Below are 24,484 nucleotides of genomic sequence, written 5' to 3'. Positions count from 1 at the left end.
TACCCCTGTCTAGGCGGTCATAGATGGCGACTCTTGCGACGCGCTCGAGGATGCGATGGTCGCGACCTTCGGCGTGCGACGTGCGACGGCAACGTGAAGATCCGACGACCCACATATGAATTCATTATGACGCTGAGGGCGCCTTTGCCTAAGTTTGCCGATGTTCACAACATCACCAGTTTGTATGTTCTTTGTCCCCCATGTTCGACTTCGCCAGTCGCATGCCAGTAGGCATATCTCATCCGACTTGACTCCAAAATAGCCGACCGCCCGCAGGTACCGAAGTACTCGTCAATCGCCCGGCCCGCCAAGCACCAAAACGTCCTCAGCGGATTCGCCGGATAGGCCGGATAGGGTTGACAGCGGCCAAGAAACCGGCACAGCGCCGGCACCGCGACCTAGGAGGTGTGTGATGGCTTCCTCCGACACGAGCAGCACCGGCTGGGGCAGTCGCGGTGATCTGGCGCGGTCGGCCGATCTGCCGCCCCCCAATCCCAGTGCTATCCGTGCGCTCGAGGACATTCAAGCCCCCGTCGCCGCCCCCGAGGGTGGTCCCCCGCCGCCGATCGACCTGACCGCCGCCGCGTTTTTCGACGTGGACAACACCCTGGTCCAGGGTTCGTCGGCGGTGCATTTCGGCCGCGGGCTGGCCGCCCGCGACTACTTCACTTATCGCGACGTTCTTGGATTTATCTACGCACAGGCCAAGTTTCAGCTGCTCGGCAAGGAAAACAGTGACGATGTCGCCGCTGGCCGGCGCAAGGCGCTGTCCTTCATCGAGGGCCGGTCAGTGGCGGAGCTCGTGGCCCTGGGAGAGGAGATCTACGACGAGTTCATTGCCGACAAGATCTGGGCTGGCACCCGCGAACTGACCCAGATGCATCTCGACGCCGGTCAGCAGGTATGGCTGATCACCGCTACGCCGTACGAGCTCGCGGCGACGATCGCACGCCGGCTGGGCCTGACCGGCGCCCTCGGCACGGTCGCCGAATCGGTCGACGGGGTATTCACCGGCCGGCTGGTCGGCGAGATCCTGCACGGAACCGGTAAGGCTCACGCGGTGCGGTCACTAGCCATACGGGAGGGACTCAACCTCAAACGGTGTACGGCGTACTCCGACAGTTACAACGACGTGCCCATGCTGTCGCTGGTGGGCACCGCGGTCGCCATCAACCCGGACGCTCGGCTGCGCAGCCTGGCCCGCGAACGTGGCTGGCAGATCCGCGACTTCCGAATCGCTCGCAAGGCAGCCCGGATCGGAGTGCCGTCGGCCCTGGCACTAGGTGCCGCCGGCGGCGCGTTGGCGGCTCTGGCCTCGCGGCGCCAATCACGCTGATAAGCTGCGCCGCTAGCATCTATTTGAGCGGAGAGCAGCAACGGAATGACAATCCCCGAGGAAGCCGAAGGACTCATCGGCAAGCATTACCGCGCCCCGGACTACTTCGTGGTCGGGCGCGAGAAGATCCGTGAGTTTGCGGTCTCACTCAAAGACGAGCACCCCAGCCACTACAGCGAATCCGATGCCGCTGAAGCCGGCTATTCGGCGCTGGTCGCCCCGCTGACGTTCCTGGCGATCGCTGGGCGACGGGTGCAGTTGGAGATCTTCACCAAGTTCAACATCCCCATCAACATCGCGCGAGTCTTTCATCGCGACCAGAAGTTTCGCTTCCACCGGCCGATCCTGGCCCACGACAAGTTGTACTTCGACACCTACCTCGACTCCGTCATCGAATCGCACGGCACCGTACTCGCCCAGATCCGCAGCGAAGTGACCGACGCGGACGGCAAACCCGTGGTTACCAGCGTTGTCACCATGCTGGGAGAAGCCGCTCACCACGAGGCGGAAGCCGATGCGACCGTGGCCGCAATTGCGTCCATCTAGTGGGGGAAGTAGGGTCCGATCAATGACCAAACGGGGTGAAAAAGCCCTGCCGGTTGACCTGTCACCGCCGGTAGAGGCCGTGCAGTCGCACTACGATCGGTCGAACGAATTCTTCAAACTGTTCCTCGATCCATCCATGACATACAGCTGCGCCTACTTCGAGCGTCCCGACATGACGTTGGAAGAAGCTCAATACGCGAAGCGCAAACTCGCCCTGGACAAGCTCAACCTCGAACCTGGTATGACGCTGCTCGACATCGGCTGTGGTTGGGGTTCGACCATGCGGCACGCGATCGCCGAGTACGACGTCAACGTCATCGGCCTGACGCTCAGCGAGAACCAGTTCACCCACGACCAGCAGAAGTTCGCCGAGATGGACAGCCCTCGTCACAAAGAGGTGCGGCTGGAGGGTTGGGAGCAATTCGACGAGCCAGTTGACCGCATCGTGTCACTCGGCGCGTTTGAGCACTTTGCCGATGGCGCCGGTGATGCCAGTTGGGAGCGCTACGACCGCTTCTTCAAGATGTGCTACAACGTGCTACCCGACGACGGCAGGATGCTGCTGCACACGATCATCGTCCCCGATGCCGCCGAAGCCAAGGAGCTGGGCTTGACGTCGCCGATGAGCCTGCTGCGCTTCATCAAGTTCATCTTGACCGAGATATTCCCCGGCGGCCGGTTGCCCCAGATTCCGCAGATCGACGAATACTCGTCGCGGGCCGGTTTCAAGGTTGAGCGCTACCACCGGATTGGGTCGAACTACGTTCCGACGCTCAATTCGTGGGCTACCGCACTGGAAGCGCACAAAGACAAGGCCATCGAGCTACAGGGCCAAGAGGTCTACGACATCTACATGCATTACTTGACCGGCTGCTCCGATCTGTTCCGCGATCACTACACGGACGTGTGCCAGTTCACCATGGTCAAGTGACTTCTGGCGGCGCCGGTCACGGCACGATCGTGCAGTGACGTTTCCGCTAGTAGCGCAATCTCAGCCGAAGAAGACATTGCGACGCCCGGCCAGCAGGCGGTATAGCGTCTGCTGGATGGTCTCCCGAACCTGGTCGGTCAACTCAAATGTGACCATCGGGTCGTCGGCGTCGGTGGTTGCGTAGTCTGCGGTGTAAATCGGCTCACCAAACGCGATGCGCCACTTCGACGGCAGCGGGACCAGCCCGGCGGGGCCGGCCAACGGGAACAACGGCGTGACTGGGAAATACGGCAGTCCGAGTAGCCGCGCCAGCAGCTTGACATCGGTCAACATCGGGTAGATCTCTTCGGATCCGATGATGGAACACGGGACAATGGGCGCTTTAGTGCGCAGCGCCGCCGACACGAAGCCGCCACGACCGAAACGCTGCAACCGGTACCGGTCCTCGAAGCGCTTGCCCAACCCCTTGTAGCCCTCCGGGAACACCGCGGTGAGTTCGCCAGAGCCGAGCAACCGCTCCGCGTCGGTCGTGCAGGCCAGCGTGTGACCCGCCTTGCGCGCGGCCTCACCGAGCACGGGTAGGTCGAAAACCATGTCGGCGGCAAGCAGTCGCAGATCCCGATGCGCCGGGTGCTCATCGTGAACCGCTACTGACAGCATCAATCCGTCAAACGGCAGGACCCCGGCATGATTTGCGACCACCAAGGCCGCGCCATCGCTCGGTATGTTCTCGACCCCACTGACCTCGACCCGGAACCAAGATTCGAAGAAGAACCTCAGCAAAGGCCGAACGATGGCGTTGTTGAAGTGCGGGTCGAAGCCGAACTCATCGACGCTGTAGTCACCGGTCAGTCGTTGCCGGAAAAATCCGGCCACCTCGGCAACGCGCTGTGCGAGCTCGTTGAGCGGAGCATCGGCCGTCGACGTGCCACCGGCAGCCCGCCGATGCCCGTCGATTTCGCGCACGATGGCGGCGGCCTGTTGGGCGGACGCCGGGCTACCCGGATCAGATATCAGCGAGGGGTGCTGGCCGGACTCTTCTGTCCGTTGATTGGCGCGCCTCCGCGCCGCCACCCGACCCCGATTCGTGTGCAGTGGAATGACATTCGCTCTGGGTTCACCCGCCACGATATCTACCTGACCCCGCCCCATGGAATTGGATTTCGGCTACCCCAGCGCTGGGCCAAGGCTACGGCACGAGCCTCCCAGGAGCGTACCTGATGCGGGTCGATAATGGGAGTCAGGCCACGGCCGCGGAGGTAGTCGTCGAATGCCTGGGCGGTGGACCACTTCGGCTGATAATCGAGTTCGGAACGCATCCTTGTGGTGTCCATCACCCGGCCGTAACTCAAGTAGGCGAATTGATCACGACCGATGTCCGTGTAGCGATTCGCCCGCCTCAGCGAATCCAACGCAAACACCCCGAAGACCGGCACCGGCACCGGAATCCGGCCGGCGCGGCGGATCGCCTGCGACAGCATGATGATGCCGTCTGCTCCGATGTTGAACGTGCCAGCCCTACCGGCCATCGCCGCACGCTCCAATGCACCCAACGCATCCTGCTCGTGGAGCAACTGCAGTCGCGCGTCGCGACCAAACATCGTCGGCACCAAAGGCCCGGCGAGGTAGCGCGACAACGTGGTATCCATCGCCGGGCCGATCAGGTTGGCCAGCCGCAGAATACTCACCGCGATATCCGGCCGGCGCCGGCCAAGGCCCCGCACATAACCCTCGATATCGAGGCTGTCTTTGGCGAAGCCATCGCGGAAAGGCCGGCGGCTGGTGCTGTCCTCAGTGAATACGACGGGGTCGTGCGGACTCGAGCCGTAGACCTCGGAGGTGGACTTCAGCACAACCCGACGAACCGACGGCGCCTTGTGGCACGCGGCAAACAGCTGCATCGCACCCATCACGTTGAGTTCCTTCAACGCGGCGCCGCCGCCGGAGCGGGGCGCATACGACGCAGCCGCGGCATGGACCACGGTGTCGACCTCGCCGTTGCGAATCACCTTGCCGATAAACGGGTTACGAATATCGGCGCGAACGAACTCGGCCCGGCCCATCCGGCGCAGCATGTCCTTGCTCGGCGCGATCGCATCCACCGCAATGACCCGGTTGACCAGTGGGTTCTGGGCGAGGCGCGCGGTCAGGTAGCCGCCGAGGAACCGGCACGCGCCAGTGACCAGCACAACCTTCGGGAGGTGCACGTTGTCGCTGTTGTCGCCGCCGACTCCTCCGGTGCCACCCCGGCCGTTCGACGTATCCACCCCGATAGCCTACCGGTGACGAGACGAAAGAGCGTTACAGGCGGATGACGGTCGGCGCCGGACGTCGGACCGCCTACTTGCCAAGTTTCCTGCGCTGCACCCGGGTGCGGCGCAGCAGCTTGCGGTGCTTCTTCTTCGACATGCGCTTGCGCCGCTTCTTGATTACTGAACCCATGACTCCGCTATCTGCCTGTACCGGCTGGTAAGACTCGTAAGAAATGCCCCGGACACCTTACCCGGCCGGCGGCGCAGAACACCAAACCGGCATCGCCACCGTGCGCGGTTCACCGCCGGAACCAGGCACGTCCGGTGCTCAGAAGCTACGTTCCCACTGCCGAGGGGCGCGACATTAGGGTGCCCCGCCGACGCCAAAATAGCGTCGCGCGGCGAGATTGTGCGCTACCCGGCGTCGAAGTACGACGTCTCCAGCATGTCGTGGACGGCCTTGGCGTGCACCCGGAACGACCGGCCGACCCGAACCGCAGGCAGCTCACCGTTGTGCACCAACCGGTACACCGTCATCTTGGAGACCCGCATCAGCGCCGCTACCTCGGCCACTGTGAGAAATTGTGTCCTGGCCTGCTGGCTTTCGACCGAAGCGGTGTCTCGCTTGCCGGCAGAATCGCGCGCCGATGGCCCATTCGTAGACGTCATCGCAACCCAATCGTGTCAGGCACACGCAATGCCAGCGGCTTCCCCTCCGTTGGCACCCACGCGTGCATACAAAAGGAGAATAGCGGGACTAGTGGGGTTACTGGTACTAGTGGGGGACAATCAATTCAAAAATTTTTGAATTATTCCGATGTAATTCTTAGCTGCTCAGCGCGGTTTTTGGCGGCCTGGACAGCGGCATCGACGGCCGCCCGAAATCCCCCACGTTCAAGCTCACGGAGCGCGGCGGCGGTCGTACCGCCTGGTGACGTCACCGATGCCCGCAGTTGGGACGGGGTGGTGTTCACCCCCAATCCCAACGGCCCCCCGTCGGCCGGTCGCCGGCCTTGATCCAACCCCTCGAGCAGCATCGCAGCTGATCCGGCCATCGTCTGCGCCGCGAGGTCAGTGGCTACAGGACGGCTCAAACCCACGGCGACACCCGCGTCAACCAGCGCCTCGACCAACAACATGAAATACGCCGGTCCCGTGCCGGACACTGCCGTCACCGCGTCCAGTTGCGGTTCGGGAACGGTCAGCACCACACCGACGGCGTCGAACAGGGCGCGGACTTCGTCGAGCTGCTCTGGGCTGACGAACCGGCCCTTCGCCAGCGCGGTGACTCCCGCACCGACCAGTGCCGCCGCATTCGGCATCGCGCGGGCCACCGGCGTCCCGGCCGGGAGCTTGGACTCGACATACGAGATCGTGACGCCCGCCGCCACGGTGACAAATACCTGTTCGGCGCTATCGCGATCGGCCGCGGCGGAGGCGGCGGCCAAGTCCCCCATTACCGATTCGACGTCGCCAGGCTTGACCGCAACGACGACGAACGTCGCATTTTCCGCCGCGTCTGCCGTCGACGTGACCAACACCGAGTACGTCTCCGCCAGGTACTTGGCTCGACTAGGCAGCCGTTCGGCCACCACTAGGTCTTTAACCTGCCGCCCCGCCCGCAACAGACCGGATAGCAGCGCCTCACCGATGCTGCCGCCGCCGATGATCGCGATTCTCGCCATGTCGAAAGCATCGCAGACAGCCCTGCTGTCGCCTGCTACCGGGCGGGAACCATCGCGAGTTGGCGCGATTGCACGACGATACGGCCCAACCGGTCGACGACGATGTGATCCTCGTCGAACCAGTCGTGCCCGATCTCCACGCAGGTACAGATCACTCGCAGCCAGCCGTCAGCTGGCAATGCCCTCAGCAGGGCGGTGAGTTGAACGGTGGGCGCCCAACCGGTGCGGTTGACGGCGAACGTCACCGGAGCCGACAAGTCCCCACACATGAGTGCGAACAGCGCGTCTGGGGCGGCACCGCGCGGGCGCGCCCACATCTGGATCACTGGCGGCCGACCATGAGCAGCTGGGCGCAGCGACGACAACACCGGCCGGACGTCGCAACCTTCGCCCAGATGCACCAACCCGGCCAGCGGGTGGCCGGGACCGATGGGTGCAATATCGCCCGGCGGTTCCGGGGCCATCAGCTCCCCGACGGGGTTCGCTGACAGGAGCGGCGCTGCTGGATTGGTCTCATCCGCCCTGTCAACCGTGTCCCGGGGCAGAGAATGCTCGGGCTCGCCCAAGGTGACCACCGCGTGCACCGCCGTCCGGTCGCGCTGCCTGAGTTCGACATCGACCACGCTGATCCGGCGACCACGTTTGCGGATAAACGTCTGGAGCCGCATCACCCCTGGATCCGGTGCCCACAAGAAATTGGCCGACACTGCGACCGGCTCCAGGGCCGGTCCCAGCGCGGGGGCTGGCTCGGTGACCGGCTGCCCCACGTGCGGTGTTGCACCGCGTCCGTGAGCTATGCGAGCGGCATTGGCGCACAAGGCCAGCATGGCGCCACCGTGCACCTTGGGCCCGATGGTCCAATGCTCGTTCAGCTCACCCTCAAACTCCGCACCACTACCGTCGACGGCGCGCAGCGACATCGCGGTCGTGAACAACGGCTTCATGGCTCCTACCGGGCTTTCCGGGTTGTCAGCGAAGCAGGTTCGTGCGTGCGAACTGTAGCGATTCGGCCAGCATGTCTTCCCGCTCGGTAGCCGAACGTGCCCCCGAGGTGGACACCTCCAAGATGACATGGCCCGCGAACCCGCCACCGGCCAGCATCTGGCACACCTCGGCGGTCGGTTGCGTGCCGCGTCCCGGAACCAGGTGCTCATCGGCCGGTAGGCCGCTGCCGTCGCACAGATGCAGGTGCACCAGACCCGAGCCCATCCGTCGCGCCATATCCAACGCGTCGGTACCCGCAGTCGCGGTATGGGAGAGATCAAGGGTGTAGTGGGCGTGGTTGCCGTCCAGCGGGTCGTAGGACGGCGAGAACGCTGAGATCGCCGCTCCCGGCCCACCGCCACGCCTACGCATCCGTTCACGGGACTGATCGGCCCCGAAGAAGCGGTCCGCCCGGAAGGGAAACATGTTTTCCACAGCCACCATCACCTCGCTCGAGGCTTCGAGCGCGACTACCTGATGACTGAACGCCTCGGCGTAGCGGCGTTGCCACCGGAACGGCGGATGCACGACGACCGTTTGGGCACCCAGCTCTTCAGCGGCCCGCACGCTGCGATCCAACTTGAGGATCGGATTGGCGCCCCACACCCGCTGCGAGATGAGCAAGCAAGGAGCGTGTACGGACAACACCGGCATGCGATAGCGCCGCGACAACTTCTTGACGGCGTCGATGTCCTGGCTGACCGACTCCCCCCACACCATCAACTCAACCCCGTCGTAGCCGAGTCTGGCGGCGTACTCGAATGCGGCCTCGGCCCGCAGCGGGTAAACCGAGGCTGTCGAAAGACCGACTTTGATTGCTGGGCGCACTGTCGAGTGTGGTGGCGCCTAGCCCGCCTGCAGGGATAGCACCAACGGTCCCCAGGTAATCAGCGCTCCGACCGCGACCGCGATCAACGTGCTCGCGATGTCCTCGGTCTTGCGCACCACGCGCACCCCGACCACGAGGCCCAGGATGACCAATACCGACAATGCCAGGGCCACGATGCTGTTCCACCGCCATAGCTGGTCAAAGGCGATGAATAGGCCAGCGCCGAACGCAACGGCCAGGATCGACTGCAACACCACCGCGGTGCCACGCCACAGCGTGTCAATCGTGCCCGGCGAGTCGCCGGAATCCTCCCCTTCCTCCCCTTCCTTCCCTGCCTCCCTTTCTAAGACTCGCTGTTCGGCGATTTGTTCGGCGAACTCACCGTCGGAACCCACACCGTCGTCGCCGAACCACGATCCTTGCTGTCGACCGCGCTGTCGTCGGGCAATCTCGTCCGCGATCGACTGACCGCCGAAAAGCGCCTGGTCGGAGGCCCCGTCTGCAGCCTGCAGGTAGGAGCGCGCGAAGGCGGAATCCTCGGTCGCTGGTTCGACCTCGCTCACCTCGGTGTCGGTGACATCCACCGAGATATCGCCATAGGGCTCTACTGGATCCGGACTCATATGCTCGGCACCGGAAGGCGCGAAGGAGCTTTGCGCATCGCTATCGTCGGTGTGACGCAGGGGGCGCGGGTACTCGCTACGCTCCGGCCCGGAACCGCGCCGAGCCTGCGGCGGTGACTTGGGCCAGCGCGGCTCCGCTTCAGACCAGTACCCGGTACTGGGATGGCTTTCCGGGCCTTCTTCGGTGATCGGTGATGGATCCGTCTGGGCGGGCGACTGCAGAGAAGCCTCGGCAACCTGGATCGGCCCTTCGGCTGCTTGGTCGTGGGCTTCCTGCGGGCGATCCTGAGGGCGTGTGTTGCGGTCCTCACGATCGCCTTGATCAGCATGGTCAGCACGATCGGGACGATCGGGATGATCGGGATGATCGGGATGATCGGGATGATCGGGATGATCACTGTCACGAACGATCGGGATCTCACCGGTCAATTCGGCAACCGTGACCATGTCGGCATCACCGCGGCGACGACGGCGCCGCCGAGTTACCGCCGGGGCGCCGATGGTTCCGTTCTTGGCGAGCAATTCGGCCACCGGGATCTGCCGCGTGCTCGGGCTCTCCGTCTCGGAGTGTGGTCGAGTCATGGTTTGTTGCCTCTCGATCGGGTAACCGCGTTCCGATCAACTGCCTGACCTCTAGCATCGCGCACCGAAGGCGCTACCGACGAGGATTCAATCAAGGCGGTTCCGTCGGCTTCGCTGTCGAGTTTGCGCAAGATGAGCCCTTCCCGCAGTGCCCACGGGCAGATATCCACCGTTTCAATCGACAGCGCTCGCATGCTCGCCTCCGCCACCAAGGCGCCCGCCACGATCTGCGGCGCACGCTCGGCGCTAACTCCTTCCAGTTCTGCACGGTCAGCCGCCGTCATCCTAGAGATAAATGCGATGAGTTGCCGCAGGCCGTTAGCTGTCAGGGTTCGTTTCACCCGCGGCCCGGCGGCCGATGGCGCCGCACCGGTGAGTCGTGCCAGCGAGCGAAACGTCTTCGACGTTGCTACCGCGAGGTCCGGGCTGCCAGCTTCCAGGACGGCAACGCTGGCGTCAGCCAGCTCGGCGTCAAGCCAATCACGCAGCATCGCCACCCGCCGCCGGCCGGGCGGGTCGTCGGGCAGCCACTCGCGGGTCAACCGGCCGGCGCCCAGTGGCAGCGACAACGCCACCTCCGGCTCCTCATCGACACCGCTGGACACCTCCAGCGAACCGCCACCGATATCGAGGTTGATGATGCGCCCCGCACTCCACCCGAACCAGCGCCGCACCGCCAAAAAGGTCAGCCGCGACTCGTCGACACCGCGCAGCGCCTGTAGCTCGACACCGGTCTCGTCGCGTACCCGGGACAGTACGTCGTCAGAATTCTCCGCGTCGCGGACCGCGGAGGTGGCGAAAGCCATCAACTCAGCACAGCCCGAACTCACCGCGATCTTGGCGAATTCATCGATGGTGGTCACCAGCCTGTCCGCACCGCGCTTGGTGATCTTGCCCGAGCTATCGGTGGCCTCGGCCAGACGCAGCGCGGCCTTGGTCGAACTCATCGGCGTCGGATGCCCACCACGGTGAGCATCCACTACCAGGAGATGGACGGTGTTGCTACCAACGTCCAGCACGCCCAATCGCACAAAATCAAACTAGCCGTGCGCAAATTCCGCGGCATCGCGACCCGCTGAGTAGCGACGCACTACGGCGCGGCTCGCGCCGGCTAGCAGGCAGAACCGCCGCTCTAGCGGTCGTCTAACGTTGCAGTCGTGGCGAACTCGCGCCCGAGACAGGTGCACCCAGGCCAAGAGGTCGAACTGGATTTTGCTCGTGAATGGGTGGAGTTCTACGACCCCGACAATCACGAGCACATCATCGCGGCCGACCTCACGTGGCTGCTGTCGCGGTGGACGTGTGTCTTTGGCACCCCAGCCTGCCAGGGCACCGTCGCAGACCGGCCCGACGATGGGTGTTGCTCGCACGGAGCATTCCTGTCCGACGACGACGATCGTGCGCGATTGGACGACTCGGTGAAGAAGCTGACCGACGAAGACTGGCAATTCCGCGATAAGGGTCTGCGCCGCAAGGGCTATCTGGAGCTCGACGAACACGACGGGCAACCGCAATTCCGAACTCGCAGACACAAGGACGCATGTATTTTCCTGAATCGGCCCGGCTTCGCCGGCGGCGCCGGTTGCGCGCTGCACAGCAAAGCGCTCAAGTTGGGCGTGCCGCCACTGACCATGAAACCCGATGTCTGTTGGCAGCTACCGATCCGACGCAGTCAAGAATGGGTCACCCGGCCGGACGGCACCGAAGTCCTCAAAACCACCATCACCGAATTCGACCGACGTGGCTGGGGCTCGGGCGGCGCCGACCTGCACTGGTACTGCACCGGTGATCCAGCCGCCCATATCGGCAGCAAGCCGGTCTGGGAAAGCCTTGCCGACGAGCTCACCGAACTGCTCGGCGCGAAGGCCTACGCGGAACTCGCCGCGATGTGTAAGCGCCGCGGGCGATTAGGACTCATCGCCGTACATCCCGCGACGCGAGCAGCCAAGTAGCACACCGCCCGCTAGCCGCGTTGGTCACGGCTCTCGTAAGCCGCGACCATGCGCAGCGCGCTGGCACGTAAGTACGCTTCCACGGCTGCGGCGGCTTTATCGGCGTCACGTGCCAGGACCGCGTCGGTGATCGCCCGTAGATCGGCCACCACCGCGACAGCGTTGTCGTAGGCCGCGGTGAGCTCATGCTCGCGCCCCCCGAAGCCGTGCTCAACCCAGCGGTACAGCAAACCCAATGCGCGGTTGCGGGTGCCGTGGATCACCACGTGGAAGAAGGCGAGATCGGCGGCCTGACGGCCTGCGGTCGTGTCCGCCTCCGCCACGACCGCCAGCGAGGCACGTAAGGCCTCAGCGTCATCAGGAGTATGGCGTTCAGCCGCGAGACGGCCGATCAACGGTCCCAACGCCGCACGGATCTCCAGCAATTCAACGAGAAAATCCGGGCCCAGTTTGCGTACCAGCGCCTCGACCACCGCCGGATGGGTAAGGCCTTGCGGGTCACGAACAACACTGCCGCTGCCGTGGCGGACCTCGATCAGCCCGACCTGTTGCAACCGAGCAAGACCCTGCCGCAGCGAAGTGCGATTGACCCCGAGCTGTTCGGCCAATTCCCGCTCGGGCGGCAGGGTCGACCCGGGCGGGAAAACTCCGTCGAGGATGGCGTCGGCGATCGACGTAGCGATCTGCTCATCCACCCGCTGACGATCCGGTTGCTGAAAAACACTTGACTGGTTCATTGGCTCAACCAATATAGTGGATGAACGAACAACATAGCCAGAACCAAAGCATCTGTCGGCCCTAGGGCGCGTCCGACTGTGCATCCAGGGCGAGATTTGGGCCATTTTCCCGCCCTGAAGGCACACTCGACGCCCTCAAAACACACTCGACGAGAAGAGGTGAGCAGTGGACAACGAAATGCGATCGGCCGCCGCCCCACGCTGGCGTGGTGCGTCCGGCCGCCTCGAAGTGTGGTATGCCACACTGTCGGATCCGCTGACCCGCGCCGGCCTGTGGGTGCATTGCGAAACGGTGGCACCGGCCGCGACCGGTGTAGCGCCATACGCGCACGGTTGGGCGACCTGGTTTCCCTCCGACGGCCCGCCGCGCACCGAACGCTTCGGTCCCGAGCCCACCCAACCCGCAGCCGGCCCGACCTGGTTCGAGACCCCAGAGGCACGCGTGGGCCCCGAGGAACTCAGCGGGCAAGCGGGATCGCTGGGCTGGGATCTGTCCTGGAAGGACAGCGGCGCACCGTTGTGGACGTTTCCGCGCGTGGCATGGGAGCGGGAGTTGCTGCCCGGTGCCCAAGTAGTGCTCGCTCCCAGCGCCGACTTCACCGGAACAATGAGCGTTGGCGACGACACCCACCGCCTCGACGGCTGGCGAGGCGGTATCGCCCACATCTATGGGCACGGCAACGCCAAGCGTTGGGGATGGATCCATGCCGACCTCGGCAACGGCGATGTCGCCGAGGTCGTGACCGCCGTGTCGCGCAGACCGGGGCTACGCAGGCTTGCGCCCATGGCGTTCGTTCGCTTCCGCATCGACGGAACGGATTGGCCCGCAAGCCCGCTGCCATCACTTCGGATGCGGACAACGCTGGGTCTGCAGCACTGGCAGCTGGAGGGGCGCATCGGCAGCCGCGACGTGCTGATCCGGGTGGACCAGCCCCCGGACAAGTGCGTGAGCCTGGGATACACCGATCCCGACGGGGCCACTGCGGTGTGCACCAACACCGAACAAGCCGACATCCACATCGAGATCAGTCGCCGCCAGCGCGGCAGCCGGGTAGTCGAGCGCACCTGGTCGCTGCACGGCATCGGGCACGCCGAAGTTGGCTTGCGCGACGCCCCGGAGGGCTCTGGAGCACCCGCCCTCAACGAAAGGACACCATCATGAGCTTCCTACTCGACCCACCGTTGCTGTTCATCTCCGGAGTTCTCATCGAGCGTCGCGTACCCGCGGATCGTCGCGATGGCGCGGAGGCCGCCACCCTGGGCGTCTTCTTCGGCGGATCGTTCGGGCTCTACCACAACGTGCCCGGCCTCGGATTGCTGTGGCGGCCCTTCCGCGCCCACAATGGGCGCGACTTCATGTGGAACAGCGGGGTCTTCAACGTGAACACGACCCCGGAAACCGGCAAGTCCGGGTGGCCACTACACGCGACCGCCGCCCTCATCTTCGCGACCTACCCGTTCTTCCTCAAACTCGGCCGACAACTCGGCCGACAACTGGGGCAGCTCACCGCATCCGCGTCATGAGCCGGATTGCGGAACGGGCGTCGTTCGCGTCCTTAGCCTCGTTCGGCACCGCGCTGCTGCCCGAAGAGCACGGCGGCCCGTCGCCGGCCCAGCTCGCCGAACGCGTCAACCGCTATGTGGCACAGCTCCCAGCGACATCGCGTCGGGCCGTGCGTGGGGGCGTGCTGTCGCTGACCGCAGCGAGCTACCTCACCACCGGCCGGTCGTTTTCGCAACTAGACCCGGATGCGCGTGCGCAGGTGCTGCGCCGGATCGCTGCGCTTAGCCCGGACGCCGGCGCGGCCGTCGAGGGCCTGAAGGCGATCGTGCTGCTCGCCAACGGCGCCGACACATACGCGCACGAATTGCTCTCGCGCGCCCAGGAACACGATCCGGCGCGACCTGACGCGGAGTTGGGCGTCACCTCGTCGACCGAAAGCCGTTCCGTCGTAACCACCGATGCAGTCATCGTCGGCTCCGGCGCCGGCGGGGCCATGGTGGCCCGCACCCTGGCCCGGAATGGGTTCGACACCATCGTGCTCGAAGAGGGACGGCGCTGGACGGTCGAGGAGTTTCGCACCACCCATCCGATCGACCGCTACGCCGGGCTATACCGCGGAGCAGGGGCCACCGTCGCGTTGGGCCGCCCGGCGATAGTGCTGCCCGTCGGCCGGGCGATCGGAGGCACCACCGTCGTCAACTCCGGCACCTGCTACCGGCCACCACTTGCCGTGCAACAGCGCTGGCGCGACGAATTCGGCCTCACCATCGCCGACCCGGACCTGCTGGCCGACCACCTCGACGAGGTGGAGCACACGTTGCGAGTCGCACCGGTGCCCCTCCAAGTCATGGGCCGCAACGGACGCCTGCTACTCGACGCCGCCAAGTCCCTGAGCTGGCGAGCCGCACCCATTCCGCGAAACGCACCCGACTGCGACGGCTGTTGCCAGTGCGCAATCGGCTGCCCCCGAAACGCCAAGTTCGGCGTACATCTCAACGCCTTACCCCAAGCCTGCGCCGCCGGTGCACATATCGTCTCGCAGGCGCGGGTCGAACGAGTACTCCACCAGGGTGGACGCGCCTGCGGGGTGCGCGCCCGCCGCCCCGATGGCACCGCCTTCGACGTGCTCGCCGACACGGTCATCATTGCCGCCGGTACAACCGAGACACCGGGGCTGTTGCGGCGCAGCGGTCTTGGCAAGCATCCCCGGCTCGGCCGCAACCTTGCGCTACATCCGGCGACAATGCTCGCCGGGCGTTTCGAGGACGATGTCCTGGCCTGGCGCGGAGTATTGCAGAGCGCCGCTGCCCACGAATTGCACGAGTCGGATGGCGTCCTGATCGAAGCGACATCCACGCCGCCGGGAATGGGGTCGATGGTCTTTCCCGGGTACGGCGCCGAGCTGCTGAGCTGGCTCGACCGGGCGTCTCACGTCGCAACCTTCGGTGCCATGGTGGCCGATCGCGGGGTGGGCTCAGTGCGGTCGCTGGGAGGCGAGCAGCTGGTGCGCTACGACATCGACCGTGGCGACGTACTCAAGCTTCGCGTGGCAATGCAGGCCATGGGTCGGCTGCTCTTCGCCGCCGGCGCCGTCGAGGTACTCACCGGACTTCCCGGCGTTCCACCCGTAACGTCGCTGTCTGAGCTGCACGACGTGGTGCAGCAGAGCAACCCCGCAAGCCTGCACCTTGCGGCCTTCCACCCGACCGGCACCGCGGCCGCGGGTGCCAACGAGCAGATATGTCCAGTCGACGAGACCGGTCGACTGCGCGGTGCGGAAGGCGTGTGGGTTGCCGATGGGTCGATCTTGCCCAGCTGCGCCGCAGTGAACCCGCAGCTAGCCATCATGGCTCTGGCGTCGGCAGTCGCCGACAAGGTGGTCGGTGACCGGACTTAGCCTTCCAACTTGTAGCCGAGCCCCCGCACGGTCACCAGGTGCACCGGGTTAGCCGGGTCAGCCTCGATTTTGGACCGCAAGCGTTTGACATGGACGTCGAGCGTCTTCGTGTCGCCAACGTAGTCCGCGCCCCAGACCCGATCGATCAATTGACCGCGGGTCAATACCCGCCCGCTATTGCGCATCAGGTATTCCAGCAGGTCGAACTCCTTGAGCGGAAGGGTGATGGTGTCGCCGTTGACCGAGACAATGTGGCGTTCGACGTCCATCCGCACTGGGCCGGACTCCAGCACCCCATCGCTTATTTCAGACTCGTCGTCACCACCCCGACGGAGCACCGCCCGGATCCGGGCGATCAACTCACGCGCCGAATAGGGCTTGGTCACGTAGTCGTCGGCGCCCAGCTCTAGGCCGACCACCTTGTCAATCTCGCTGTCGCGGGCGGTCACCATGATCACCGGAACACTGGAGCGAGCACGCAGCTGCTTGCACACGTCCGTGCCCGACATCCCCGGCAGCATGAGATCGAGCAGCACGATGTCCGCGCCGGCCCGGTCGAACTCGGCGAGGGCCGCGGGACCATCGGTCACCACCGTGGCTTCAAAACCCTCCTTACGCAACAGAAACGCCAGCGGATCGGCCAGCGACTCCTCGTCCTCGACGATCAGCACACTCGTCATCAGCGCCGCTCCTTCTCATCGCTTCGCTCTGCATCGTCGCCGCCGCGGGTCATCAGCGCCGCTCCTTCTCATCGCTTCGCTCTGCATCGTCGCCGGTGCGGGTCATCGACTTAGCTCTTCCTCTCGTTGTGACCTGTTTGGCCGCCCTTCACGCCCGCCTGACTGCTCGGGTTCCCCATCGACCTCCGAGGAGGCTGCTCCCGACGCCGGGATGGACAGCGTGAACGTCGATCCAGTTCCGGGCTTACTCCACACCCCAATGCTGCCGTTGTGATTGGCAGCGACATGTTTGACGATCGCCAACCCGAGGCCGCTGCCACCAGTAGCACGTGAGCGCGCCTTGTCGCCCCGGAAGAACCGCTCGAAGACCCGCTCCTGGTCCTCCAGAGCGATCCCAATACCCCGATCGGTGACCGCGATTTCAACACCGTCACCGCGGCGGCGACGGCTGATCGACACCAACGATCCGCGAGGCGAATAGGCGATTGCATTAGAAACCAGGTTGGCCAAGGCGGTAACCAGCAGGGTTTGGTCTCCGAGGACCCGCAGGCCGCTAGGTGCATCGGTACGGACCTCGATGTCGGCGTTGTCAGCCGCCACCTTGTGGCGGGAAATCGCCTCGGTCACGATCGTATCGACGTCGACATTGGTCACATTGGGCAAACGCTCCGCACCCTGCAACCGAGACAACTCGATCAGCTCAGCGACCATGTCGCCCAGCCGGTTGGCCTCGATGAGCACCTTCTCGGCGAACCGGCGAACCGTTTCGGAGTCGTCTGAAGAAGCCAGCAACGCTTCGGCAAGCAAAGCCATAGCGCCAACTGGTGTCTTCAGCTCGTGACTGACGTTGGCGACAAAGTCGCGCCTGGCCGCCTCCATGCGGGCATAGTCCGATTGGTCGTAGACAAACACCACCGCGAACCGGCGGTCTTCCTCGCTCAACAGCCGCGCGTGCCCATGCACCGAGAGCCCAGATCGACCCGGGGCCGAACGCTTGGTCGGTGTCAGGTCGAACTCGACGTCTTCACCGCCCAGCGCCTCCTGCGCTGCCCGCCAGGCCTGGGTGTCAAGCTGGCGGTCGCGCACCAAACCCAGCTTGCGGGCCTGTTCGTTGAGGTAGACAACGTCACGATGGGCATCGACCACCGCGGTGCCCATCGGCATCAGCGCAACGACGCGTTGCAACATCTGCGAGACCGTAATTCCCGAACGCTCGGTGGCCACCCGTTGGCGGCGTTGGACGATCCAGGGCGCCAACCGGGTTCCGGCCGCAACACCAATGGCCAGTGCCAGCGCGGACAAGACCCCGGCCAGCAACAGTGCCGAGAACACAGTCACAACGAAATCCTACAAATCGGGTGAACGCAGCCCTAGCGGCGCAAGGCCAAAATCGGACAAGTCACACCATCCGCGCCAGGTGTTCCGCCACCGTTCATGCGATGTTCAGCAGACAGCCGTAGAGCGGCCGAAATCAGGTCTTTGCGGCGCCTTGACTGGCCACCGCGGCGGCACCGGCGGCCGCCGCCTCCGGATCCAGATAGACACCGCCGGGCACCACCGGCCGCAGATCCTCATCCAGGTCATAGCGCAGCGGAATGCCCGTCGGAATGTTCAGTCCGACGATCTCGTCGTCAGACATCTGGTCCAAGTGCTTGACCAGCGCCCGCAAGGAGTTGCCGTGCGCAACGATCAGCACCGTCTTGCCGGACCGCAGGTCGCCGACGATGACGTCGGTGAAGTAAGGCAGGAACCGCGCTACTACGTCAGCAAGGCATTCGGTCAGCGGGCCGCCGGCGATGTCGGCGTATCGCGGGTCGGCGTCCTGGCTGAACGTGCTGCCCTTCTCGATCGGCGGTGGCGGCGTATCGTAGCTGCGCCGCCACGCCATAAACTGCTCTTCGCCATACCGCTCTTTGGTCTCGGCCTTGTCCAGGCCCTGCAAGGCGCCGTAGTGGCGCTCGTTGAGCCGCCAGCTGCGCCGCACCGGAATCCACAACCGGTCGGCACTGTCCAGCGCCAAGTGCGCGGTGGTGATCGCGCGCCGCAACAACGATGTGTATAAGACATCGGGCAGGAGGTCATGCTCGACTAGGAGCTCGCCGCTTCGAACTGCCTCCGCCCGGCCTTTCTCGGTCAGGTCGACATCGACCCAACCGGTGAACAGGTTGCGGGCGTTCCAGTCGCTCTCGCCGTGGCGGAGCAGCACCAATGTGACAGTGTTTGTGTCGCTGTTTCCTGTGCCGATTCTGGGGCGCATCTCGGGTCGCATTCGGCCAAGTCTCTCACGAATGTGGGCGTTCTCGATCGCGCGGCCTGGCTGTGGCAGAACCCCGGCCACGGGTCCCGAACGCTAGTCCTCCTCGCCGTCGACCGTCGGATTTCCCGCCTGCAGCTGATCGCGCTGAGCGCTCGGCATCGTCGTCGGGCGCAAGTGTGCAAACGCCTGCAGGTTCCGGAGCGACTCGCCACGGGAAACCCGCCACTCCCACTCCTTTTGGATCGACGACCGGAAACCCAACTCCAACAAGGTGTTGAAGTCCGAATCCACCGCTTCGAGCACCTGCCCCAGCACCCGATCAATCTCTTCCGCATTCACCGAGTGCAGCGACATCCGGCCCAACAGATAGATGTCGCCGACCTTGTCCAACGCATAGGCGACCCCGTATAGCCGCCGGTTGCGCCTGAGCAGGAACCTGTAGACCCCCTCATGGTTCTCGTCGGGCTTACGACAGACGAACGCCTCGACGCGCACCGAATGCTCGCCGATGCTCAAGACGGTGTTGGTCGTGAGCTTTCGCTCGCCGGGAAGCTCCACGACCAAGCCGGGTGGCCCGCCGTGCGCGCCGTCGTGGTGTGCGTATTTTAGCTGGCTGACCTCGAGTGCATCCTCGATGACTCGCTGCACGGTCTGCATGGTGTGCGAGGTGGAACTCATGCGCCCACCCCGCGACGCGACGTCCAGCGCCGGGGTCTGCGCATCGCAGCCCGGTCCGAAATCACGTCGCGTCGCGGATGCGCGGCAGCGAAATCGGCGATCGCACGTCGATAGCTGGCCAACAGGGCGTTTGTGGTGTTTTCCCATGAGAAGGTGGCCGCGTGCTGGGCCGCCGCGCGACTCATCGCTGTTCCCTGCGGCCCGACGCTTAGCCGCAACAAGTGATCGATCGCATCCGCCCACCGATCGACCTCATGCCCGGGCACCAACGTCCCGGTGACCCCGTCGCGCACCGCGACCGGCAGCCCGCCCACCTCGGCCGCCGCGACCGGCGTACCGCAGGCCTGCGCCTCCACGGCGACCAGCCCGAACGACTCGGAGTAGCTCGGAACGGCGACAATGTCGGCCGCCTGGAACACGGTCGCGAGATCCCTGCGCGACTGCGGCGGCAGGAACGTCACCCGCGCGGTGATGCCGAGGTCGTCGGCGAGCCGAACCAATCCGTCCGGCGAGGCCAGGCCACTGCCCGACGGCCCGCCTGCGATGACCGTGCGCACCCCGGGTAGCTTCGCGGCCGCACGCAGCACGATGTCCGGCGCTTTCAGCGGCTGAATCCGACCCACAAATGCCACCACCGGCTCATCGATTGGCAGCCCTAACGCGGCCCGGGCTGTCCGGCGATCCCCGGGACCGAACACGTCCAGGTCGACGCCGGGATGGACGACGTCAATTCGTCTTGGGTCAGCGCCGTGGATCGAAATCACTTGATTGGCTTCATCTTCGGTGTTGACGATCAATCGATCCGCCTCATCGACGACCTGCTGCTCCCCGACCTTGCGCAATGGCGGCTCGGGCGCGTCACCATCGGGCAACGCCGCATTCTTGACCGCGGCCAGGGTGTGCGCAGTATGTACCAGCGGCACCGCCCAGCGGTCACGGGCCAGCCAGCCGACTTGGCCGGAGAGCCAGTAATGCGAGTGCACGATGTCGTAATAGCCTGGTTCGTGGGCAGCCTCGGCGCGCAACACCCCGGCGGCAAAAGCGCACAGCTGGGTGGGCAAATCGTATTTGTCCAGGCCCTCGAACGGCCCCGCCACGACGTTGCGCACCAAGACTCCGGGCGCCACCGGCACCGTCGGCGGATCCGCGGACGCGGTGGCCCGAGTGAAGATCTCCACCTCAATACCGCGCCGGGCAAGATGCAGCGCGCTTTGCAGAAGATAGACGTTCATGCCTCCGGCATCGCCGGTGCCGGGCTGAGCCAACGGCGAGGTATGTACCGCCAGTAGTGCAACCCGGCGCGGGTCCCTCGCCGCGACGCGATTCAAAGAGCCGTCATTGTTGCCCACACTGCCATCCTTGCAGGAGCGCATCTCGTGCGCGGACGCTGCACGTCAGACCCGGTTAGGCAAGTGCCTCGGGGGCCGGATCCAGGTGCCGGGGGTTCAACACCCCGGAACGGCGCAATGCGCCGAGCGGGTCGGCGTAGAGGCCGCCCAACGACACGATGCCGGCACCAGCCTCTTGAACTCGGTTGCCGAAAGCCGTGACCCGGATATCACGCGGCGCCAATACCGAGCGCGCGGCAAACGCCGCCTGAACCTGCTCCATCGCCTCCGGATACTCGGTGAACGCTTGGCCGCCGACCACCAATTCGTCGGGGTTGAGCAGATCGCGCAACAGCGCGACGGCCTCTCCCAGCACTTTAGCCCGCTCTGCCAGGATCTCCCTGGCCTGATCATTGCCGGTCCGCGCCAGCCGCAACAGGTCAGTGATGGCCGTTGCAGAACCGCCAGCCCGAGTCGTGGGCGCGGCGCCGGGGACGATATCGGGAAGCACTTTGAGGCGGCGGGCAGCCGCCAACACCGCCTCGTCGCTGACCGTGGATTCCAGCTGCCCGGTGCCACCGAGCAGCTCCGAGTGGACCGGTAGCGCGGCAATAGTGCCTGGGCCGCTGGCCGGGCAGTGCACGCGCCCACCGATCACCAGCGCGTAGCCCACGGTTTCGCGGGCGTATACGTACAAGCTGGTCGGTGAGCTAGGCGCGAACCGGCGCCTAGCAAGCAGCACTTCGGCGCCGGCCATGGCGTCAACATGGGACGCCACCGAAACCGGCAGACCCAAAGCATCGGCAAACACCGCACCGACTGGAGCCTGGCACCACCCGAGCCGCGGGTGATCGACCTGCCCGGTGGCGCTGTCGACTCCACCACCAATCGCTATCCCGACCCACAACGCACGGCGCCGGTGCCAGCGACTCAGGTACTTGCTGGCGCTCTCGGCCAGTGACGTCAGCGCAGGCCCCACAGCATGACGCGGGGTTGGAGTCTCTACCGAATCGAGCGTGCGGCCGAAGAGGTCGACCGCGACGATGCTGGTCGTCCGCGCCCCGATGTGCATGCCCAAAGTCACGAACGGTTCGTGGTTGACCTCCACGGGCACGCGTGGGCGCCCAATGGCCCCAGAAACCGCCAGGTCGGCGCGCTCGCGCAACAGACCGGCCTCAAGCAGCGTGTTGACCTGGCGATTCACCGTGGCGACGCTCAGCGATGTGACCCCAGCGATAACATCGCGGCCGACGGGACCCCGCAGGCGTACCGCTCGGAAGACCGACGCGGCCGCGGAATCCGACAGATGCAGAGCAGGGCGCATTATGTAACGGTGCGACCGCACCTGGCGCTGTTGGCCGGGTTTGCGGCGGGGCGATTGAGAGGCACGGGTAGTCGAGTGCACGGGCGTCCTTATCCGAGTTCCGGTGGCCGGGTCCTTTGGCCACACCTGCCGACGGGCTTGCGTTAGGCGCGGCAAAGTGCGCGACAACAACAAGCGCCCGCGAAAAGACACGCGGTCGTCGTGCTGAACAAAGCGCTGAGGTACACACCGAAAACTTAGCACGTTTACTACAGTGGTCCCGATGACGACAGCCGGCACCCAGAAACGAGTCGCGGTAGTTACCGGCGCCAGCTCCGGGATCGGCGAAGCAAGTGCCAGAACGCTTGCCGCCCAAGGGTTTCAAGTAGTCGTGGTGGCACGTCGGGCAGACCGACTAACTGCACTCGCCCACGAGCTCGGCGGAACAGCAGTTGTGGCCGATGTCACTGACGACACCGCCGTACAGGCCTTGGCACGTGACTTGGAGCGGGTTGACGTGCTGGTCAACAACGCTGGTGGCGCCAAAGGGCTGGAACCCGTGGCCGACGCCGATATGGAGCACTGGCGCTGGATGTGGGAGACAAATGTGCTCGGCACCCTGCGCGTGACCCGTGCACTGCTGCCCAAGCTCATCGCTTCCGGCGACGGCCTGATTGTCACCGTCACCTCGATTGCCGCACTCGAAGTTTATGACGGGGGCGCCGGCTACACGGCGGCCAAACACGCGCAGGGCGCTCTGCACCGCACGCTCCGCGGCGAATTGCTGGGAAAGCCAGTCCGGCTCACCGAGATTGCCCCGGGTGCTGTCGAGACCGAATTCTCGCTGGTTCGTTTCGACGGCGACCGGCAACGCGCGGATGCGGTCTACACCGGCATGACACCGCTGACGGCTGCAGATATCGCCGAGGTGATCGGCTTCGTGGCCAGCCGCCCGCCGCACGTCAACCTGGACCAGATCGTCATACGGCCGCGCGACCAGGCATCAGCCACCAGAAAGGCTAACCACCCGGGCGTGCGTTAGTCGTGACGGTGCTATTGGGACTGGTCGCGCTCGGGGCTTCCGACGGTGTCCCCGGAGCGGTGACAGGAATCGGAGTCGCCGGTGTGTGCGCGTCCCGCGGCGGTAACGCCGACATGGACAGCCAGGTATCCCAGTCCACGGCCCAGTCCCAGATGTCCCCGTCGGAGTAGGACAGCTGGATCGAGCTGCCGGTCACCTCAACGGGATCACCGTAGATCGCGGACTGGTAGTACTCCTCGGCGTTGGCGTTAGACAGATTGATGCAGCCATTGGTGACGTTGGTATTGCCCTGCGCTCCAGCGCTCATCGGGTTGGCGTGGATGAATTCGCCATTGTTGGAAATCCGTACCGCCCAGCGTTCGTGCGCATTGGTGTAGCCCGCAGCCGGGTTGGACATGTAGAAGTCGGCGTACTTCTCGGTCACGACGTGCACCCCGTTGCGGGTAACGTTTCGCGCCAAGTCAGCCTCCCCATAGCTGCAGGGGAAGTCCATGATGACGCCCGCATCGGTGACGACCTGAAGGCGGTGGGAGGAGACTTCTGCTTTGACCACCTGTCGGCGCCCAACTTGGAAATGCAGCGACATGTCTTGTGCGCCATAGGCGTCGTCGCCGAACGGTATTCCGTAGAGCTTCGCGTCGACGTCGACCGTGGTGCCCGCCGGGTAGTACTCCCGCGGACGCCAATGCACGCGTGCACCTTGCGCCTCGTCGGGCAACCACGCCCAACTTCCCTCGACGGGGGGGTTGGTGGTGACACGCAGCGCCCGCTCAACAGCGGCTTTGTCGCTGATCGGCGAATCGAACTGAATGATGACCGGCGCAGCGACCCCGACGGTTTGACCGTCGGCCAGCTGGAATCCACCGTCGATCGTCGTGGCAGGCGACACGGTAGTGAACTTGCCTGCCACTGGGACGGCCTTGCCATCATGGCCGACCGCCGAGCCACTCCAGACGTAGGTGGTGTTGTAGCCCAACGGCTCGGTAATCGTGTAAGCGGTGCGATCCCGGTTGTACGCCCCGGCCACAACCTTGCCGGTGGGATTCGTCAGAGTGACCCGTTGGAGCCAGCCATTGCCGACCTCCACGCTAATCGGAGCGATCGGGACCACATCCTCGGCGGTGTCGGCAGGCCGGAATGTCAGCTGGGGCGCCTGCGGCACCTTCTTGCCCGTGAGCGGGGCTCCTTTGCCGGCGCACGAGGCCAGAACCACCGGCGCGAACACCCCGACCCCAAGGGCCGCCAATGCCCGGCGCCGATTGACCGGCTGCGGGACGCTCGATGTGTTCACGGACGTCAACCATACCGGGACAGACTGCAACTCCCCCGGCACAAAGA

The 24,484-nt window shown here is 65.1% G+C and carries 25 protein-coding genes; 8 read left to right on the top strand and 17 right to left on the bottom strand.

Annotated features, from left to right (window positions below; translation table 11 throughout):
- Positions 1–412 precede the first annotated feature (412 nt).
- From F6B93_RS03385 to cmaA2, 3 genes are read left to right on the top strand one after another with little or no spacing between them, the layout of a single operon-like run.
- Complete coding sequence (locus F6B93_RS03385) at positions 413–1,336, top strand: HAD family hydrolase (protein WP_211697740.1); 924 nt, start codon at positions 413–415, stop codon at positions 1,334–1,336.
- A 45-nt stretch (positions 1,337–1,381) separates the two neighbouring features.
- Positions 1,382–1,882, top strand: coding sequence for an FAS1-like dehydratase domain-containing protein (locus tag F6B93_RS03380; protein WP_211697739.1), 501 nt, complete (start codon positions 1,382–1,384; stop codon positions 1,880–1,882).
- A gap of 22 nt (positions 1,883–1,904) precedes the next feature.
- The gene (cmaA2, locus tag F6B93_RS03375; RefSeq protein ID WP_211697738.1) at positions 1,905–2,813 is read left to right on the top strand and encodes a cyclopropane mycolic acid synthase CmaA2; all 909 of its coding nucleotides are present in this window, start codon (positions 1,905–1,907) and stop codon (positions 2,811–2,813) included.
- Between the two features lie 60 nt (positions 2,814–2,873).
- On the opposite strand, the gene F6B93_RS03370 is transcribed toward cmaA2, so the two are convergent.
- From F6B93_RS03370 to F6B93_RS03330, 9 genes are all read right to left on the bottom strand, one after another.
- Positions 2,874–3,965 (bottom strand): lysophospholipid acyltransferase family protein, encoded by a 1,092-nt coding sequence (locus F6B93_RS03370; RefSeq protein ID WP_211697737.1) that lies wholly within the window; start codon positions 3,963–3,965, stop codon positions 2,874–2,876.
- The gene (locus F6B93_RS03365; RefSeq protein WP_211697736.1) at positions 3,947–5,080 is read right to left on the bottom strand and encodes an SDR family oxidoreductase; all 1,134 of its coding nucleotides are present in this window, start codon (positions 5,078–5,080) and stop codon (positions 3,947–3,949) included. Before F6B93_RS03365 ends, F6B93_RS03370 begins: the two co-directional genes overlap by 19 nt.
- Before the next feature lie 73 nt (positions 5,081–5,153).
- Positions 5,154–5,255 carry a 30S ribosomal protein bS22 gene (locus tag F6B93_RS03360; protein WP_003402602.1) on the bottom strand — a complete coding sequence of 34 codons (102 nt, stop codon included), beginning with the start codon at positions 5,253–5,255 and terminating at the stop codon, positions 5,154–5,156.
- Positions 5,256–5,479: 224 nt separating this feature from the next.
- The gene (locus tag F6B93_RS03355) at positions 5,480–5,734 is read right to left on the bottom strand and encodes a cell division/environmental response transcriptional regulator (RefSeq protein WP_211697735.1); all 255 of its coding nucleotides are present in this window, start codon (positions 5,732–5,734) and stop codon (positions 5,480–5,482) included.
- A 140-nt stretch (positions 5,735–5,874) separates the two neighbouring features.
- Positions 5,875–6,750: a pyrroline-5-carboxylate reductase gene (gene proC / locus F6B93_RS03350; RefSeq protein WP_211697734.1), complete on the bottom strand. Its 876-nt coding sequence runs from the start codon at positions 6,748–6,750 to the stop codon at positions 5,875–5,877.
- Positions 6,751–6,785: 35 nt separating this feature from the next.
- Complete coding sequence (locus F6B93_RS03345) at positions 6,786–7,694, bottom strand: thioesterase family protein (protein ID WP_211697733.1); 909 nt, start codon at positions 7,692–7,694, stop codon at positions 6,786–6,788.
- A 25-nt stretch (positions 7,695–7,719) separates the two neighbouring features.
- Entirely contained in the window at positions 7,720–8,562 is an 843-nt protein-coding gene (locus F6B93_RS03340) for a sugar phosphate isomerase/epimerase family protein (protein WP_211697732.1), read from the bottom strand.
- Positions 8,563–8,580: 18 nt separating this feature from the next.
- Positions 8,581–9,768 (bottom strand): hypothetical protein, encoded by a 1,188-nt coding sequence (locus F6B93_RS03335; RefSeq protein WP_211697731.1) that lies wholly within the window; start codon positions 9,766–9,768, stop codon positions 8,581–8,583.
- Complete coding sequence (locus F6B93_RS03330; protein WP_211697730.1) at positions 9,765–10,799, bottom strand: Ppx/GppA family phosphatase; 1,035 nt, start codon at positions 10,797–10,799, stop codon at positions 9,765–9,767. The genes F6B93_RS03335 and F6B93_RS03330 overlap by 4 nt, the downstream gene beginning before the upstream one ends.
- 126 nt (positions 10,800–10,925) lie before the next feature.
- Here F6B93_RS03330 and F6B93_RS03325 point away from each other — a divergent pair, with 126 nt between their 5' ends.
- Entirely contained in the window at positions 10,926–11,720 is a 795-nt protein-coding gene (locus F6B93_RS03325) for a DUF3109 family protein (RefSeq protein WP_211697729.1), read from the top strand.
- An 11-nt stretch (positions 11,721–11,731) separates the two neighbouring features.
- Here F6B93_RS03325 and F6B93_RS03320 read toward each other — a convergent pair whose 3' ends face one another.
- Entirely contained in the window at positions 11,732–12,457 is a 726-nt protein-coding gene (locus F6B93_RS03320) for a FadR/GntR family transcriptional regulator (protein ID WP_211697728.1), read from the bottom strand.
- A 166-nt stretch (positions 12,458–12,623) separates the two neighbouring features.
- Between F6B93_RS03320 and F6B93_RS03315 the strand changes: the two genes are divergently transcribed.
- Genes F6B93_RS03315 through F6B93_RS03305 form a run of 3 tightly spaced genes read left to right on the top strand, consistent with a single transcriptional unit; the run spans position 12,624 to position 15,858 of the window.
- Entirely contained in the window at positions 12,624–13,619 is a 996-nt protein-coding gene (locus F6B93_RS03315; protein ID WP_211697727.1) for a hypothetical protein, read from the top strand.
- Complete coding sequence (locus F6B93_RS03310; protein ID WP_211697726.1) at positions 13,616–13,981, top strand: hypothetical protein; 366 nt, start codon at positions 13,616–13,618, stop codon at positions 13,979–13,981. The genes F6B93_RS03315 and F6B93_RS03310 overlap by 4 nt, the downstream gene beginning before the upstream one ends.
- Positions 13,978–15,858, top strand: coding sequence for a GMC family oxidoreductase N-terminal domain-containing protein (locus F6B93_RS03305; RefSeq protein ID WP_211697725.1), 1,881 nt, complete (start codon positions 13,978–13,980; stop codon positions 15,856–15,858). Before F6B93_RS03310 ends, F6B93_RS03305 begins: the two co-directional genes overlap by 4 nt.
- On the opposite strand, the gene regX is transcribed toward F6B93_RS03305, so the two are convergent.
- From regX to F6B93_RS03275, 6 genes are all read right to left on the bottom strand, one after another.
- Positions 15,855–16,538, bottom strand: coding sequence for a two-component sensory transduction protein RegX (regX, locus tag F6B93_RS03300; RefSeq protein WP_211697724.1), 684 nt, complete (start codon positions 16,536–16,538; stop codon positions 15,855–15,857). The genes F6B93_RS03305 and regX overlap by 4 nt on opposite strands.
- Before the next feature lie 102 nt (positions 16,539–16,640).
- Positions 16,641–17,876 (bottom strand): sensor histidine kinase, encoded by a 1,236-nt coding sequence (locus F6B93_RS03295; RefSeq protein WP_211697723.1) that lies wholly within the window; start codon positions 17,874–17,876, stop codon positions 16,641–16,643.
- A gap of 133 nt (positions 17,877–18,009) precedes the next feature.
- Positions 18,010–18,795: a phosphoglyceromutase gene (locus tag F6B93_RS03290; RefSeq protein ID WP_211699244.1), complete on the bottom strand. Its 786-nt coding sequence runs from the start codon at positions 18,793–18,795 to the stop codon at positions 18,010–18,012.
- A 93-nt stretch (positions 18,796–18,888) separates the two neighbouring features.
- Entirely contained in the window at positions 18,889–19,473 is a 585-nt protein-coding gene (locus tag F6B93_RS03285) for a type III secretion system chaperone family protein (protein WP_211697722.1), read from the bottom strand.
- Positions 19,470–20,822: a D-inositol-3-phosphate glycosyltransferase gene (mshA, locus tag F6B93_RS03280; RefSeq protein WP_246540985.1), complete on the bottom strand. Its 1,353-nt coding sequence runs from the start codon at positions 20,820–20,822 to the stop codon at positions 19,470–19,472. Before mshA ends, F6B93_RS03285 begins: the two co-directional genes overlap by 4 nt.
- Positions 20,823–20,877: 55 nt before the next feature.
- A complete protein-coding gene (locus tag F6B93_RS03275) occupies positions 20,878–22,206 on the bottom strand; it encodes an ROK family transcriptional regulator (RefSeq protein WP_211697720.1) in 1,329 nt (442 codons plus the stop codon).
- 181 nt (positions 22,207–22,387) lie between these two features.
- On the opposite strand from F6B93_RS03275, the gene F6B93_RS03270 reads away from it, so the two are divergent.
- A complete protein-coding gene (locus F6B93_RS03270) occupies positions 22,388–23,146 on the top strand; it encodes an SDR family oxidoreductase (RefSeq protein WP_211697719.1) in 759 nt (252 codons plus the stop codon).
- Here F6B93_RS03270 and F6B93_RS03265 read toward each other — a convergent pair.
- Entirely contained in the window at positions 23,124–24,479 is a 1,356-nt protein-coding gene (locus F6B93_RS03265; RefSeq protein WP_246540983.1) for a L,D-transpeptidase, read from the bottom strand. The genes F6B93_RS03270 and F6B93_RS03265 overlap by 23 nt on opposite strands.
- Between the last annotated feature and the right edge of the window lie 5 nt (positions 24,480–24,484).

Origin of the sequence: Mycobacterium spongiae (assembly GCF_018278905.1) — a bacterium.
Taxonomy (GTDB): Bacteria; Actinomycetota; Actinomycetes; order Mycobacteriales; family Mycobacteriaceae; genus Mycobacterium; species Mycobacterium spongiae.
The sequence above is the reverse complement of the archived record's forward strand: the minus strand, read 5'-3'. Positions and strand labels throughout refer to the sequence as shown.

Excerpts from the sequence above, each read along its gene's own strand:
- F6B93_RS03385 (WP_211697740.1), top strand. The coding sequence starts at position 413 with ATGGCTTCCTCCGACACGAGCAGCACCGGCTGGGGCAGTCGCGGTGAT.
- F6B93_RS03380 (WP_211697739.1), top strand. The coding sequence starts at position 1,382 with ATGACAATCCCCGAGGAAGCCGAAGGACTCATCGGCAAGCATTACCGC.
- cmaA2 (WP_211697738.1), top strand. The coding sequence starts at position 1,905 with ATGACCAAACGGGGTGAAAAAGCCCTGCCGGTTGACCTGTCACCGCCG.
- F6B93_RS03370 (WP_211697737.1), bottom strand. The coding sequence starts at position 3,965 with ATGGGGCGGGGTCAGGTAGATATCGTGGCGGGTGAACCCAGAGCGAAT.
- F6B93_RS03360 (WP_003402602.1), bottom strand. The coding sequence starts at position 5,255 with ATGGGTTCAGTAATCAAGAAGCGGCGCAAGCGCATGTCGAAGAAGAAG.
- F6B93_RS03355 (WP_211697735.1), bottom strand. The coding sequence starts at position 5,734 with ATGACGTCTACGAATGGGCCATCGGCGCGCGATTCTGCCGGCAAGCGA.
- proC (WP_211697734.1), bottom strand. The coding sequence starts at position 6,750 with ATGGCGAGAATCGCGATCATCGGCGGCGGCAGCATCGGTGAGGCGCTG.
- F6B93_RS03345 (WP_211697733.1), bottom strand. The coding sequence starts at position 7,694 with ATGAAGCCGTTGTTCACGACCGCGATGTCGCTGCGCGCCGTCGACGGT.
- F6B93_RS03335 (WP_211697731.1), bottom strand. The coding sequence starts at position 9,768 with ATGACTCGACCACACTCCGAGACGGAGAGCCCGAGCACGCGGCAGATC.
- F6B93_RS03320 (WP_211697728.1), bottom strand. The coding sequence starts at position 12,457 with ATGAACCAGTCAAGTGTTTTTCAGCAACCGGATCGTCAGCGGGTGGAT.
- F6B93_RS03310 (WP_211697726.1), top strand. The coding sequence starts at position 13,616 with ATGAGCTTCCTACTCGACCCACCGTTGCTGTTCATCTCCGGAGTTCTC.
- F6B93_RS03305 (WP_211697725.1), top strand. The coding sequence starts at position 13,978 with ATGAGCCGGATTGCGGAACGGGCGTCGTTCGCGTCCTTAGCCTCGTTC.
- regX (WP_211697724.1), bottom strand. The coding sequence starts at position 16,538 with ATGACGAGTGTGCTGATCGTCGAGGACGAGGAGTCGCTGGCCGATCCG.
- F6B93_RS03290 (WP_211699244.1), bottom strand. The coding sequence starts at position 18,795 with ATGCGCCCCAGAATCGGCACAGGAAACAGCGACACAAACACTGTCACA.
- F6B93_RS03285 (WP_211697722.1), bottom strand. The coding sequence starts at position 19,473 with ATGAGTTCCACCTCGCACACCATGCAGACCGTGCAGCGAGTCATCGAG.
- F6B93_RS03270 (WP_211697719.1), top strand. The coding sequence starts at position 22,388 with ATGACGACAGCCGGCACCCAGAAACGAGTCGCGGTAGTTACCGGCGCC.